Source organism: Secundilactobacillus paracollinoides (assembly GCF_001702155.1).
Lineage (GTDB): Bacteria > Bacillota > Bacilli > Lactobacillales > Lactobacillaceae > Secundilactobacillus > Secundilactobacillus paracollinoides.
Window position 1 is genome coordinate 454131 of the sequence record NZ_CP014912.1, and the last position, 15114, is coordinate 469244.

Annotated in this window: 11 protein-coding genes; 7 read left to right on the forward strand and 4 right to left on the reverse strand. The window is 40.8% G+C overall.

Annotated elements, in window-relative coordinates; all coding sequences use genetic code 11:
- Positions 1–170 precede the first annotated feature (170 nt).
- A complete protein-coding gene (locus AYR61_RS01810; RefSeq protein ID WP_065901338.1) occupies positions 171–2549 on the forward strand; it encodes an NAD(P)H-dependent oxidoreductase in 2379 nt (792 codons plus the stop codon).
- A 193-nt stretch (positions 2550–2742) separates the two neighbouring features.
- Here AYR61_RS01810 and AYR61_RS01815 read toward each other — a convergent pair whose 3' ends face one another.
- Both AYR61_RS01815 and AYR61_RS01820 read right to left on the reverse strand, forming a co-directional pair.
- Positions 2743–3651 carry a hypothetical protein gene (locus AYR61_RS01815; protein WP_065901339.1) on the reverse strand — a complete coding sequence of 303 codons (909 nt, stop codon included), beginning with the start codon at positions 3649–3651 and terminating at the stop codon, positions 2743–2745.
- Positions 3652–4093: 442 nt separating this feature from the next.
- Complete coding sequence (locus AYR61_RS01820; protein ID WP_065901341.1) at positions 4094–5509, reverse strand: hypothetical protein; 1416 nt, start codon at positions 5507–5509, stop codon at positions 4094–4096.
- A 203-nt stretch (positions 5510–5712) separates the two neighbouring features.
- Between AYR61_RS01820 and AYR61_RS01825 the strand changes: the two genes are divergently transcribed.
- The 3 genes from AYR61_RS01825 (at position 5713) to AYR61_RS01835 (ending at position 10180) form a co-directional block, all read left to right on the forward strand.
- Positions 5713–6969, forward strand: coding sequence for an AbiH family protein (locus AYR61_RS01825; protein WP_065901343.1), 1257 nt, complete (start codon positions 5713–5715; stop codon positions 6967–6969).
- 535 nt (positions 6970–7504) lie between these two features.
- Positions 7505–8926 (forward strand): S-layer protein, encoded by a 1422-nt coding sequence (locus tag AYR61_RS01830; RefSeq protein WP_191982269.1) that lies wholly within the window; start codon positions 7505–7507, stop codon positions 8924–8926.
- Between the two features lie 309 nt (positions 8927–9235).
- Positions 9236–10180: a 3-hydroxyacyl-CoA dehydrogenase family protein gene (locus tag AYR61_RS01835; RefSeq protein WP_054712689.1), complete on the forward strand. Its 945-nt coding sequence runs from the start codon at positions 9236–9238 to the stop codon at positions 10178–10180.
- Between the two features lie 98 nt (positions 10181–10278).
- On the opposite strand, the gene AYR61_RS01840 is transcribed toward AYR61_RS01835, so the two are convergent.
- Entirely contained in the window at positions 10279–11016 is a 738-nt protein-coding gene (locus tag AYR61_RS01840) for an SDR family NAD(P)-dependent oxidoreductase (protein WP_054712692.1), read from the reverse strand.
- 252 nt (positions 11017–11268) lie between these two features.
- Complete coding sequence (locus AYR61_RS01845) at positions 11269–12651, reverse strand: hypothetical protein (RefSeq protein WP_065901348.1); 1383 nt, start codon at positions 12649–12651, stop codon at positions 11269–11271.
- A gap of 156 nt (positions 12652–12807) precedes the next feature.
- Here AYR61_RS01845 and AYR61_RS01850 point away from each other — a divergent pair, with 156 nt between their 5' ends.
- From AYR61_RS01850 to tnpC, 3 genes are all read left to right on the forward strand, one after another.
- The gene (locus AYR61_RS01850; RefSeq protein ID WP_065901350.1) at positions 12808–12999 is read left to right on the forward strand and encodes a hypothetical protein; all 192 of its coding nucleotides are present in this window, start codon (positions 12808–12810) and stop codon (positions 12997–12999) included.
- Positions 12980–13333 carry an IS66 family insertion sequence element accessory protein TnpB gene (tnpB, locus tag AYR61_RS01855; RefSeq protein WP_054712984.1) on the forward strand — a complete coding sequence of 118 codons (354 nt, stop codon included), beginning with the start codon at positions 12980–12982 and terminating at the stop codon, positions 13331–13333. The genes AYR61_RS01850 and tnpB overlap by 20 nt, the downstream gene beginning before the upstream one ends.
- 69 nt (positions 13334–13402) lie before the next feature.
- Positions 13403–15007 (forward strand): IS66 family transposase, encoded by a 1605-nt coding sequence (gene tnpC / locus AYR61_RS01860; protein ID WP_225356493.1) that lies wholly within the window; start codon positions 13403–13405, stop codon positions 15005–15007.
- The last annotated feature ends 107 nt before the right edge of the window (positions 15008–15114 follow it).

Here is a 15114-nt window from a genome sequence, read left to right on the forward strand (position 1 = left end):
TGGCTTCTTGAATCAAAAAAAAGCCCGCTATTTTTCTTGATAGCACGGGCATCTTTGCATCATTCAAAAAATAAGTGTTGTATTTATCAATAATCATTCTATATTGACCCCATACACAGCAATGTTCAGCGCGTCGAATTTTTAGACTATAAATAAAGGGATTGATACTTATGAAACTTGTTGCCATCGTTGGGACCGCTGCTAAGAAGTCCTATAATAGAGAATTGCTCCACTATATGCAGACGCATTTCAGTACCACTACTGAGATCACCGTCGCTGAAATTGATGAGATTCCCCTATTTAATGAACCTGAGCCAGGCAGCCAACTACCAGCTGCCGTCCAAAAGTTAAATCAACAGATCTCTGAAGCTGATGGTGTGATTATCGGCGTTCCTGAATACGACCATTCGATTCCTGCTTCATTAAAGAGCGCTATTGAATGGTTATCCTATGACGTTCACCCATTTGCAAAAAAGCCGGTGATGCTGGTCGGTACTTCCATTGGCGTTCAAGGCACCTCACGCGCCCAAACGGAGATCCGGTCGATTCTGAATACACCAGGCGTTGATGCCTACGTGCTTCCTGGCAACGAATTTATGTTGAGCTACGCCGCTCAAGCTTTCGATACTTCCAAGAACTTGGCTGAACCAAAAACTGTTCGTTTCCTTGAAGACTGTTTCAAACACTTCACTGAATACATCACCACACTGTCTGGTGACAAGCAAAACGGCAATCAGCTTAAAGTTGATTGGGATGGTAACTACGATGTCGTTGTCGTTGGTTTCGGTGGTGCCGGTGCTTCGGCTGCCCGCTTCGCTGCTGATAACGGTGCTAAAGTACTCGTTGTTGATGCCGCACCATTTGGCCATGAAGGTGGGAACACCCGTTACTCTGCCCAACACGTGGTTATGGGTAAAGATGTCGATGATTTGACCGACTACTATCACGCTTTAAGCGCCCCATTCAAGTTGCCTGAAAAGACGCTCCACGCTTACGTTTCCGGCATGAGCAAAATGCCCGAATACTTTGATAAGTATCTGGGCATCAAGGCGGTCAGCTATAAGTATGATGTGAATCCCGGCGACCCTGTGAACTACAAGAAGACCATGGCTGAATATCCTGAATTAAAGGGTAGCGACACCGTTGACTTTGCGCTGGTTCATAAACGTGATAAGGACGCCGCACTTTGGAAATTATTACGGCAAAAGGTGCTCGACCGGACCGATAACATTGACGTTTGGCTATCGTCTCGGGCACAACACCTGATTCAAGAACCTGGTTCGAAGATCATCCGTGGTGTTCAAATCGAACGTGACGGCAAGTTGTTAAACATCCACGCGAACAACGGGGTCGTCATGACTTCCGGCGGATTTGAAAACAATCCAGAGTTAGTTCAAACTTACCTGCACAGCGTTCGACTCACCCCACTTGGTACGTTATACAACCGTGGCGATGGGATCCACATGGTGCAAGAAGTCGGTGCCAAGCTCTGGCACATGGCTAACTATGAATCTCACGGAATCCTGCCTGGTCTGACCTTCAAGGAAGGTGAAAATGAGCGTGGCCGTCAAATTGCTTGGCCACTCTTGAGTCACGGTAGTATTTTTGTCATTGCAGATGATGGAACACGTTACTTCCAAGAAGACGCCAAGCACCGTCATGGTCACATTACGACCCACGGCTCATGGCTGATTCCAATGAACAATCAACATCCGTACATTGTGTTTGATCAAGCTCAATACAATGATTTCAAACAACAACTAGACGATGAAGGCCGACTCCCCTACCCAGAATTCATGGATAAGCTGGTCAAGGCTGATACGCTACCCGAATTAGCGAACAAGCTAGACGTCTCAGCCGCAAATCTGGGTCAAACGGTGACTGATTTCAACGCTTATAAAGCAGAAGGACGCGACTTTGCGTTTGGCCGGAACCCTGAATCCATGCGAGCATTTGATGGCGGCCCCTACTACGCGATTGCGGCAGCCAACGATGTTTTGAACACGCAAGGCGGCCCACAACGTAACGAAAATGCCGAGATTCTCGGTGTCGACAACAAGCCGATTCCTCACCTCTATGGTGCCGGTGAGCTTGGCGGTATCGTGGCAAACTGCTACCAAGGTGGCGGTAACTTAGCTGAATGTCTTGTCTTTGGCAAACTGGCTGGTGAACACGCAGCGGTTGTAAAGACGGATGCTGATGTGGTTGACGCTGACGAAGCAAACGGCATCAACGATTTAGCTGACGGCGAGAATTTGTCGAACGTTAAGCTGGACGCTGACCAGTACCTAGGTAGTTCTAACGCTGGCTTAGGCGGCAAGGTCGTTGTTCGGTTGACCTACACTGGTAACAAGATTCAAAACGTTGAAGTCGTGCAACACCACGAAAGTGAAGACGTTGGTCTGGTTGCTGTTTCGGAATTACCTAAGGAGATCGTAGCGGCTAATTCGACGGATGTGGATGCCATTTCTGGGGCTTCTGCTTCTAGTCGGGCAATTAAGAAAGCTGTTAAGGATGCTTTGGGGAAGGCTGAGGCGATGCATAACTAAAGCTTTTCAAATCTAACTCAAGAAAACTTATTAACAAACTTGCATTTAAATATTGATTTGATATGAGTGAAAGTTCATGCCTTTTAGTTCCTATCAAATTAAAAAAGACCTGAATCGAAATTTGCATTCGGGTCTTTTTTTGATTGTTTATTAATTTAGACAGAGTGTCATCTTTGACTATTTTTGTCTAGTTTTACCCCTTGTCTGTTTTTCCTACTGACGGGTTGCTAGTAGTTGTTGTAGTTGTTGTAGTTGTGGGTTCTGCAATAGGTTCAGTATCACCACCATCCAGGATGCTTTTTGAAGCTGGTTGGATTGTGGGATCTTTAGGTCCACTTTGCTCTTTCACTTTAAAATATCGTGTATTAGAGGCAGCCGTATTGTCAATTTCGTCAGAGCATACTTGAGATCCAAAGCTATTCTTAGGGCGTGCTTCAACATTTAGGATCCCATTGTTTTCGAATACCGACATAGCCTTTTCATTGTCTTTTGTATAATAAAATACCGTCATTTTTTCTAAGTAAAAATCTGTATTTTTATAATCATAAAAAATAGGTGTAGGTATCACAATCGCACTATTCCTAGCATTTATACTAGCAACCTGAAATTTCTCAAGATATTCCTTCCCGGCATTTTTAAAATTTAATACAATATTGCAATTATACATATCAGTTGGCCCTAAATTATTTAATTCTAAGAGACCATGTTTCTTATAATAGCAAGAATTATCAAGCCTTATACGCGTGTGGTCATCTCGAGTCATGGCAACTAAATCTTTATCATTAACACTTTTGTCAAATTCCGGGACCTCATATCTATTTGAATAGACTATTTCATCCTTATTCAAAGACAACCTATAGTTAAAGCTTAACTTTGGCCGAGCGTCTTTACGAGACTTAAACCTGTCGATGGTATGTTGCATAAACCAAACTATGAAACTACCCCCGACAGTTAACACTGCACCAAAGTATGCTCCCCAAAAAGAAAGCCAATCGCCATTTGGCTTTCCAAGAAAGGAATTCACTAATCCTTGGCCCCATCCTGGTAAAGAAAGCGAAAAGATCATCATGCCTAACCAAAGTACACTACCCCAAATTTCCAAACTTACTTCTTCCTTCCGATGTTGAATCATATTTTAAAAACTGACAGCAAGATACTTCAATCTATCAATAAGCGTTCAAATTTAACATGCTATGGACACGGTATTTTCACACATCTTTAAGCTCTCACTCCACCTATCATCGCTTACAGCTATAAAGGAAGCGCTGAACAATCATATTTGATATAGTTTAGAACTTCTAATTCTATAAATTCATTTGCAATTTCAACATTCTAGTGAAGCACTTACATAACCAGTTATTTAAGTGTTTTATCCTCGCTAATTTTTCACTATTCAAAATACAACCTATTCACTCATACAGATGAACAGATTCTTGCGAAATTTTTTCTGGTAATTTACCAGCAAGCTTTCGATTGAAACTTAAAATTGCAATTCGATTAATCCTTAGAAATCAAGTCTTCAGCTAAGGAACTTTATATTTTGACTAAAACATCTGCTCAGAGTCAAACGAGGTCCGGATGTTTTGGCTCAATTCATCTTCATTTTTAAAAGCGGAATCAGTTACTTTTATTAACTCACTAGAATTCAAGTCACACACCATATCCATCTTATAATTTAACATCATCTGTACAACATTATTACGGTTAAACTCAACTATTTTTCCATCATCAGGTGTCTTATAAAAAAGTCTATTTCCATAATTCTCCTGTAACCAATCCGTTTTATATTTATTAACACTATTTTTCCATACTTTCTGAGACGTAACTATATATTCTCTATAATTATTTCTAGGTAATATATTCCTTTCAAAATCAATTAAAAACCTTTGAGATGTTTCATTGCTCGGAATCAAATGCTCCCTAATTTTTGTTCCTATATCTGCAGTTTCTCCACTAATAATCGGGTAACCTATCTGCTTAATTAGATACTTGGAACCAACATTGAAATCGTAAATCATATTTTTTAAAGACAACACTATTGAAAATTCACCATCATTAGTTGCGCTCACTCTGTATTTAGATAATAAGGTATTCCTTTGATATTTAATACCTACAGTTTCTAAAAAATTAAAATTAAAAAGTTGGCTTGCTACTTCGGTACTAATTTTGCCACCATTTTCTTTAACTTCAGAAATAATTGTAATTATGCCATCAGGATTAATTCTATTCTCGTCCATAACTGTATATTTTGACAAATATAATTGCGGCTCCAATTTAGCATTTTTTTCAAACTGGTCCACCCTATCGACGATGTGCTTAAATTTAACAATATACGTCGGAATTTTCTTAGCAGTGCCTATAAAGAAACCAGTTTTTAAATAACGTTTAACTGCTCTCTCTAAGGTTTCAAAATTCTTATCAAAAGCGTCATCCAATCTTTTTGAAGTTATAAATTCAAGACCTTTATTTCTGGCTTGGCCTCGCTTTATGCAATCCTCTAATTGAGTATAAATAGTCTCAAGATGTTCAAGGCGACCCAATTGCACTGAGTTTTTTGCAATATGTTCGCTAATCATAAATTCAGGAGAATCCACTTTTTTTGCGCAATCACTACCTAAAATAATTTCACGATTATTTGATTCGTTATACAAGAACATTACTGTTCTAGTCAGCTTACTATTGCAAAAAGCACATCTAAACTTGGCTTCTCTTTTTTCTGCTTCGCTAACTAAATGTGGAGATTTAGTATTTTCGACCTTCCATTCACCTAAAGAAGCGTGAACCCATTCTGAAACTTGTCTTTTGATTTTCATCCTTAAGGCTTGGTTGTCAACATCAGAATCCTCCAAATGTTTACTATTGGTTAATAACTTATATATTTCGCCTAACTCTGGTGTTGCTTTTAAAAAGTTACTATTCATGAGAATGTTACGATCCATTTCGCTAATAAGACATTTCAATAAAAGAACCTCCTCAAAAAATGACAAATCAAAAATAACCAATATTAATCTTAACATAAGATGACATTTCACATAAATGATACTTGTGCTTGTAACCGGTAACAATTAATATCAATTATAATGTCGAAAAATGTTATACACGTATATGAGTGGGGTTACAATATATATTAAGTGTAATCAAATAAGGAGTGTTATATAGCATAATGAATGTACAGAAATTGCTTATTATAGGAAATGGCTTTGATCTACAATGCGGACTACCATCAACTTTTAAAGATTTTATCGATAATAGCGTAACTAAACAAAAAGAAAAAAAATTCATCAGCCAGATTGCTGATTTAAAAGATAAGAAAGCCGACGAAATTATTGGTTATGTAAATAATGTGTCGAATTTTACGGAATTATATTTCCGTGAAGATGAAAAACATGGCATTAATTTTTGGATCTATATACTCCTATTAAAAGTTAATGATCCTTCAGAATTAAGTGGCACTAGTTGGACAGACATTGAAACGACAATTTACGAATTTCTTGAAAAAGAAGTTCATGTTCCTGCAACTAAAGAAAACTTATCAATCATCTCTTTTGAAGATCTGCCTTGGAAAAATGGTGAACTTAGTCTTAATTCTCCAAATGGTACTCTTTCAGACCATTCAATGCTCACGATATCTTCCCAACGATACTCGCTCGCTGCAACAATAATAGTTATAATAATATCTATACAACGCCAAGTTCAGGTCTTTAATATGTCAAATAGCTTCATCAATTATATTTTTGAAGAACTTAAAAATCTTGAGACTGACTTTCAAACTTATCTAGAAACGCAAATCAACGATGAATATCAAACTAAAGCAAACAAGCTTTTAAATGCCCTGGCAGATAATAAGAAATTCAATTTATTATCTTTCAATTATACTTCTCCCGAAAACGTTAATGATAATTGTGCAAAAACTCGGCATGTCCATGGTAGTCTTCTAAATCATCCAATCATGGGAATCAATCCACAGTTAGTAGATCCCACTAGTAAAAATTTTCACTTTACTAAATTATCGCGTATTTTTTCTTCAAAGGAGTCTGGCTTTACCAATACCCAGATTTTTGATGATTCAATTAACCAAATAATATTTTATGGCCATTCACTAACTCAAGCTGATTGGAATTATTTTTTCTCAATCTTCGATCACTTCAATATTTACTCTTCCAATATTCCACTAGTTTTTTACTATTCAATTTACGATAATGCTGATAGAGAGATGATTCAAACTAACACCATTGATTCCGTAATGAAATTATTATCAGCTTACGCAGGCTATAATCCTCAAATCCAAAATAAAGTCATTGGTTCCCAGGCATCTAATGGGGCAACTAATACTAATCCCGTTAGTCATTTTGCAATGAATAACTTAATATCCAAGCTCACGCTTGAGAATAGGCTCCGTATCCTTCCACTTTCACTGTAATACAACTAAAAGTCAGTTTCATTTACACCTCTCCTTGAAAAAGTCATTAATCTACTTTAAAATCCCAACAAGATTCAAATTAATACTCCAAACTAATTAAATGGTCCAACAAACGATAAAGAGGGCAATTTGGCTGTAGCCAAATTGCCTTTTTTTAAATATATTACATAGCAATTATGTATACTGTGGTGGCCCAAACAATCCTTAAAACAGCCTTAAAATCGCCCCAACAATATACAATCATATTGACGGTTAATATAACCAATAATAAACATTATACACCCAAAACTTCCACCTAACCCTTTAAACATTTCTTTATTTTCCCGTAATATACATGCAAATAAGCGTGACAACCTTAAATCAACCTAAAATCCACGTGCAAATTGCGTTACTTTTTCGTGAACGTTCTTTTAAGGATTTATAACATGGGTTAATTATGGCAAATATGATGTTATAGTGTCTGTGTTGCCAGCGAGTGTGCTGGCGGCAAATACTATTTTTTTCACTGAGGAGTGAATGACACATGAAAAATGGGATGAAGAAATCTCTATATTTGGGTTTAGCCGCAGTTTCATTAGTAGCTGCAGGGGCAGCATCTTCTACTACTGCTAGCGCTAAGTCATATGCTACTGTCACATCAAACAAGACCTTAACCACGGCAGCTACTAGCCGTAACGTTACCTTAACTGGGACCAACGCTTTGTACACCAAAGCTGGTACCTTGAAGGGTGCTAAGGTCGTTGCTACAACGACTACTGCTAAGAAGCTTGCTTCTTCTACTAGTGGTAAGAGTAACTTCCGTCCTTACAAAGTAGCCACTACTAACCGTGGTTCCGTTTACTACAAGGTTGTATCATTTGATGGTACATACCGTGGCTGGATCTACGGCGGGAAGTCTACTTCTGCCTTTGCTGGTGGTATCAAGTCATATGACACCACTACATCAGCTACAGCACCATCATCAAGTGCTACTTACAAGTTGAGTGCTACTACTAGCACAACTGCTAACACCTTGTTCTACGCACGACCAGCTTACGCACAATATAAAGTTGGCCGTGCCAAGGTTAGCGGTTCTGTCTTAACTTCAACTGACGCTTACAAGGATTCATCATTTACCTTCGGCGCTGCTGAAAAGACCAGCCGTGAAGGCGACACTTGGTACCAAATTGCTTCCGTTGATGGCTCAACCACTAACGGCTTAGTTGGTGCCTGGGTAAAGGCTTCTAACGTTAGCCAAACTAACGCAGAACCTACAGCAACCTCAGATAACAGCGTAACTGTCGTCTACCGTGATGCTCAAAAGAACATCGTTTCAACGGCTACTAACAAGTTTATCGCTAAAGATGGTACGGCCGATGTCGGCAATAATAACAAAGTCAGTTCAAGCGATACCAACACTGCAGGTTTGACTTTAGCTGAATTTGCTAAGGCTAACTTGCCTTCAGGTTACACTGAAACTACCGACGGTGAATCATACTTGAGCTCAGCTGTTTACGGTGGTACTGCATACGTCACTGTTGCCAAGGGTGCTACTTCAAAAGTTTCATTTGAAAACGCAAACTACAGCAGCTTAGCTTCAACTGACTTTGCCGCTGGGTTCCCAACATTGACTGCTACTCAACAAGGTGCCTTCACTGGTGTTGCTGCTGACACTATCAGTGCATCAGCATTTACTGACACCGATGCTATCGGCTCATTGTTCCAAGGCACTAGTGTAGCAACTTACAGTACTGATGATAGTACAGCAACCACCTCTGGTTCAGAGAATGGTTACTATGGTAAGGCCGCAGCTAACGGTTACTCATACTTCTACACTTATGATGCTACTAAGACTGCCGCAGCTAACACCTCAACTAAGTACGGTGACACGATCAAGTTGGTATTTGACCAAACTTACGCTAAGACACCTACTACAACAACTACTACTGATTCAGGCAACACCGATTACGCTAACTAATTCCCTCAAGATTAGCTAGTAACTTTCTAAGTCATTCGTATTCCAATTCCAAACATATAGCTAAAAATAGTATAAATAGTCGACGATATCAACAGGGTATAAAGAGAGCCTTGCATTTGATAGTTTGACTATGAGCGCCCGAGTTTATGCAAGAACTCGGGCGCTTTTTCTGTGTGATCAGAACTGCAATATCCTAAGCGTGCCTGCCGGTGTATGATGGTAGTGAAACGATGCTGTGCTCTCTTCTTGGGGCACAGCTCGAAGAATCAAGACCAACCAATAAAATGATATAGAAAGGGATTTTAAATCATGGAACTAGCAAAAATCAAAACAATCGGCAACATTGGTGCAGGCACTATGGGCCACGCAACTGCGCTCCAGTTCGCGATGCGTGGTTACCAAGTTAATCTATTAGATACTAGTAAAGAAGCCTTAGAACGCGGAATTGATGGCATTAAGAACGACATCAAGACGTTTCAAGACGCAGGTATGTTGACCGATACAGCAGAAACGGTTTTGGCGCGGATCCACACGACTACGGATTATAAGACCACTCTTGCGGGTGCTGATTTCGTCATCGAATCAGTTGTTGAAGACATGGCTGTTAAACAACTTGTTTGGCAAGAGGCTGAGAAATATGTATCTGATCATACGATCCTGGCAACCAACACATCTGGATTAAGCCCTACCGAGATTCAAAGTGTCCTTAATAAACCAGAACGTTTTGTGGTTGCTCACTTTTGGAATCCAGCCCAACTCATGCCGTTAGTGGAAGTTGTGCCTGGTAAAGCAACATCAGAAGCGACTGTCTCGGACACCGTTGCGCTGATGAACCATATTGGTAAACATGCCGTTCCGCTTAAAAAGGAAAGTCTCGGCTTCGTCGGCAACCGAATCCAATTAGCTGTTCTTCGGGAAGCCTTCCACATTGTTGATGAAGGTATCGCGACGCCAGAAGCCGTTGATGACATCATTAAGTACAGTTTGGGACGTCGTTGGAGTTTAGTGGGACCGATTGCGAGTGCTGACTTAGGTGGGCTGGATGTCTTTAAGAATATCAGTTCATACCTGTACGCTGATTTAGCCGCTGACAAAGGGACGGATCCCCTTCTCGATAAAATGGTCAGTGAGGGTAAATTAGGGCTTAAAACAGGTCAAGGATTCTTCCCTTGGACTGGTGAAGCTGGTGAAACCATTGTTAATGATCGTGATACGCAGTTACTGAAGTTATTGAAGGAAGATTCTGAACAGTAGTCTGTTAAGGCAACGTAGTGTTACTTAAAAAGCATCCGCCAGTTTTGAATAATTAACTGACGGATGCTTTTTCGATTCTTTATATGACTTGTGTTCAATTATTGAGCTGTGTAGCCACCATCAGCAACTAATTCGGCCCCGGTGATATAACTTGATTCGTCTGAAGCTAAGAAATTCATCACGTTAGCCAACTCTTCTGGCCGACCATTCCGGCCTAAGGGTATAATCTTCTTGATTTCATCCTGTTGATCTTGAGGAACCCCATTCAGAATTGGCGTATCAATGGTACCAGGATGAACTGAATTAACACGGATGTTATCATGAGCCAATTCAAGCGCCATGTCTTTTGTCATCCCACGGACAGCAAACTTGCTGGCACCGTACGCAATAGAACCAGGCATCCCAACCAATCCACCAATGGAAGATAGGTTAATAATTGAGCCCTTACCCGCTTTCCGCATACTTGGCAGAATGGTCTTCATGCCGTAGTAAACAGAATACTGATTAACCTTGATTACCTTGTCATACTGTTCTGGGGTGATGTCGTCAATCGTGCCCATGATACCAATACCTGCGTTGTTCACTAATACGTTGATTGGACCAAACTTCTTTTCGCCGTCCGCAACGACCTGTTGCCATTCATCGTATGAACTGACGTCAAGTTTGATAAAGATGGCATTGTCACCTAACATTTCTTGTAATGCTTGACCATCCTTTTCATTCAGATCAGTCATGATCACTTTAGCACCGTGTTCTACGAAATTTTCTGCGGTTGCTTTCCCCATACCACTGGATGCACCGGTAACTAGTGCCGTAACGTTGTTTAAATCTGCCATAATCAATTACTCCTTTATTGAATAGAATCCTGTCTTACCCCTATTCTATCTAAATAAAGCGATTACATAAGGGCCGGATTTAGCGGATGTGTCCCATTTTTCTGATCAAGATAAATTATTACTCTATTTTAGCTGTGTTTAAGGTTCTGGATTTACGATGAACGCAACAATCAAATATTTATGTGCAAACAAAAAGGCCCTCACTGAGGAGGGCCTTTGGAAATCATAGCAAGTTCTTAAACTAAAATGTTTTTAGTTTAAGAAGTTAGTGTTAGTGCTAGTATCTGCTGCTGCAGGAGCAGTTGTAGTTGTATTCTTATCGAAGTACAAGTTGATGTTATTACCGTACTTAGCAGCAACGTTTGCACTGTCACTTTCAGTTCTAGACTGATCGTAAGTGTAGTAAGTGTAAACTGGCTTGCCATCTGCACCAGTTGCAGTAGCCTTCAAGTAGTACTTGTTAGTGCCAAATGCACTTTCCAAAGTCTTGAACAAGGTACCCGATGATACCAATGAAGATGAGTTGCCAGTAAAGTCGGCTTGTTGTGTAGCAGTCAATGCAGGTGCATTACTAAAATCAGCAGCTGTAAGACCAGTTGTACCAACTGAGGTTGGTGTATCAAGACTCAAAAGAGTAGCCTTTGAAGTTGATGCTGCAACAACAGTTACGTTAGCAGTACCGCCAAAGGTAGTCCCAACGTATGAGCCGGTAGCCAATTGATACCCTGCAGGCAAGTTTGCCTTGATGAAGTCGTCAATGGTCTGGCCAGCAGTGTTCTTGATATCATTTGCAGCTTGCCCAGCCTTAGTATTGGTACCTGCAGCGGCGATGAACTTACCAGATGCGGCGCCAACTTGGTTACCATTTGCAGTCTTGTAAACAACGCTAATACTGTTGTCTGAAGTTGCAGCAGGTTCTGCATTACTCTGTGTAACAGCAGAAGCTGGAATCCAGTCGCCAACTAAGCCGCTTTCGTTAGATGCTGAAGCAACCTTGTAGTATAAATCACCGGCACGGTTAGTAGCGGCATCGTTAAAGGTGAAGAAAGTGTCTTTGTACGCATCAGTGGATGCAATGACACTCCCGTTTAACTTAGCACGACCAACTTTATATTGAGCCCATGCTGGTTGAGCATAGATAGCCTTGTTAGATGAAGAACTTACAGCACTGTCAGTTAATTTATAAGTAGCAGTAGTTGCTGGAGCAGTTGCTGACTTTGTGGTGTTATATGACGAAATGCCACCACCAAATTTTGTCGTTGACTTACCACCATAGATCCAACCACGGTATTGGCCATCAAATGAAACAACCTTATAGTATACAGATCCACGGTTAGTCGTTGCCACTTGGTAAGCACGGAAAGTAGCCGCACCATTAGTAGATGAGCTTAAAGACTTAGCGGTTGCAGTTGAAGCAACAACCTTGGCCCCCTTCAAGGTACCTGCCTTAGTATACAATGCATTGCTACCGTTCAAGTTAACGTTACGGCTAGTTGCTGCCGTGGTTAAAGTCTTGTTTGAGGTAACTTTTGCGTATGACTTTGCACTTGCATTAGTAGTTGCAACACTAGTAGCAGCTAAAACTGAAACAGCGGCTAAACCAAAATACAATGATTTCTTTAAACTTTTCTTCATAATGATAAGATATCCCCTTCTATCCTAAAGTTGAGTGACAGTTGTTCTTCACTACAATGTTATTCTACGTAAGCAGTAGATAACCGACCGTATTCAAATCAACTCTAAAATGATTTACGATTACCTCATCAAATAAAATTGGTGAGGTAATTTTTTATGACTGAAAAACCTGATATTGTTCAAATTCGCATGGGTCAAACGCCACAGTCGCAACCAACGGTTACGACGAAAGCAATGCACATCAAAGTCGGCACCAACAAATCTGTCATTATCTACAATCACATTAATGGTTATATTTTAGATGCATTCCTAAAGGCGGTGTTTAGCGATGATAATCGATCAAAATAAGCTTCATCAGATCTTTCTGGTCTGCGGAAAAACAGATTTAAGAAAAGGAATTGATGGTCTAGCTGGGGTGGTTCAAGATCAATTTGATTTGGACCCATATAACAGCGCGTTATATTTGTTCTGCGGGAGTCGTAAAGACCGATTCAAAGCACTGTACTGGGATGGTGACGGATTCCTGTTATTATACAAACGAATTGAGAATGGTCGACTCCAATGGCCAGTTGATCAAGCTGCAATTCGTAAGCTAAATCCCAAACAGTTACTTCGTCTCCTGAGCGGGTGGTCGCTGGAGTCGACCATTCATCAAGTGACCCCACCGGGTCACAAAAAATAGCTTTTAAACCCGTTTAGCGAGTGGTAAACTCATTTCAACAACTCTTATATACGGAAAGGAGTGAATGCGATGGCTAAGCACGTAAAAAATATTGAAGCCGAACTAATTCGACAGAACACTGAGCTAAAACAAGAAGTGCACGAACTAAAACAGACGATTCTACTTCTGGAAGAACAGGTGGCATTTTTAACCAAAAAGATCTATGGCCAAAGCTCTGAAAGAATTAATTCTGATCAATTGTCATTATTCGGACAAAGTGGTGTTTTTACCGAACCAGAGCAAACTGGGAACCAAAGCGAAGAGACCTACCAAGTAATAACCAAGATCAGGTCGAAAAAGAAGACACGCAAACAAACAATCAGTCCTGACCTGCCGGTTCAGGACGTTTTAATTCCATTCGATGCCAGTCAGTGTCCTCACGGACACTCTGACTGGCTCATCGTCGGCAAAAAATTTGTCCGCCAAGAAGTCTGTTACGAACCGGGACGCCTGTACGTTAAAAGAATCTACATAGAAACTGGCACCTGCAGTGAATGTGAAAGACAAACTGGCCTTACTTATATGTTTCAGAGCCAGGCGCCGCATGGTTTATTAGCCCATAGTCCATTGTCAGCATCGCTGGCAGCGCATGTGATCAGTGACAAGTTTCTGTTAGATCTGCCCTTGTATCGACAACAAAGAGCCCTTAAACAGGGCGGCTTTAATGTTTCAGAGGGGACCTTAGCTAATTGGATCATCAAAACTAGCCAACTGATAGAACCATTGTATGGTCTGATCCACCGAGAATTAATTGCCCGTCATCACCTTCAAGGTGATGAAACACCAATCCAAGTTATTAACGAGCCTGGTCGGGCAGCAAAGTCAAGATCTTACATGTGGGTCGCGACCATCCCTTTGAAGCTAACCAATCGGATTGTGTACTATGCTTATAGCCAGACCAGAGCTGGTTCATTCGCGCAGAAACAACTCTATAGCACGTATCAAGGCGTGTTACAATGCGACGGATATGCGGGCTATAATCTGCTTGGTGATCAGGCAATCAAGCGCGTCGGCTGTTGGGCGCACGTCCGGCGAAAGTTCAAAGATGCGTTTGATGCCGATAAACAGTACGTTGAAACACCCTTGCGATTGATCAACAGCATGTTTCGACTCGAAAAGACCTGGCAACACTTTTCTCCACGAGTACGCCAGCGACGTCGGCGTAGTAAAATAAGACCGCTTTTAAAACAGTTCTGGCAGTGGGTCGATCACTATGACGGGCTAGCTAAGTCCCGACTAGGTAAAGCCGTGACTTACGCGGCTGATCAACGCATGTATCTGAGCCGAATCGTGAACGATGGAACCATGGACTGGAGCAACAACACCGCTGAACGAACGATGAAGAGTTTAGTGATTGGTCGAAAGAACTGGCTGTTCAGTACTAGCCCAGAAGGTGCTAGATCAACAGCAATTTGGATGACAATTGTCGAGAGTGCCAAGGCCAATCACATTGATCCGACGAAATATATCGAATATATTCTACTCGGAGTTGCGCAACTACCAACTTTCCCAAAAAAGGAACAGTTAGCAGCTTATTTACCATGGAATTTCAAAGAATCCGATCTTGAGGCAGTCAAAAGAGCGCAAGCTGGAGTACTAATTCCTGATAAGAACGAAGACAAGAACGCATCATAGTAAGAAGCCTGGTATGTCTCAAAGAACGAGACATACCAGGCTTCTTACTATATTTGTGATGAAATCGCAGTATTCAATACGGTCAGTTATCTACTGCTTACTATTCT

Coding starts and splice junctions, on each gene's coding strand:
- AYR61_RS01850 (WP_065901350.1), top strand. CDS start 12,808: ATGACTGAAAAACCTGATATTGTTCAAATTCGCATGGGTCAAACGCCA.
- tnpC (WP_225356493.1), top strand. CDS start 13,403: ATGGCTAAGCACGTAAAAAATATTGAAGCCGAACTAATTCGACAGAAC.
- AYR61_RS01830 (WP_191982269.1), top strand. CDS start 7,505: ATGAAGAAATCTCTATATTTGGGTTTAGCCGCAGTTTCATTAGTAGCT.
- AYR61_RS01840 (WP_054712692.1), bottom strand. CDS start 11,016: ATGGCAGATTTAAACAACGTTACGGCACTAGTTACCGGTGCATCCAGT.
- AYR61_RS01845 (WP_065901348.1), bottom strand. CDS start 12,651: ATGAAGAAAAGTTTAAAGAAATCATTGTATTTTGGTTTAGCCGCTGTT.
- AYR61_RS01825 (WP_065901343.1), top strand. CDS start 5,713: ATGAATGTACAGAAATTGCTTATTATAGGAAATGGCTTTGATCTACAA.
- AYR61_RS01810 (WP_065901338.1), top strand. CDS start 171: ATGAAACTTGTTGCCATCGTTGGGACCGCTGCTAAGAAGTCCTATAAT.
- AYR61_RS01835 (WP_054712689.1), top strand. CDS start 9,236: ATGGAACTAGCAAAAATCAAAACAATCGGCAACATTGGTGCAGGCACT.
- tnpB (WP_054712984.1), top strand. CDS start 12,980: ATGATAATCGATCAAAATAAGCTTCATCAGATCTTTCTGGTCTGCGGA.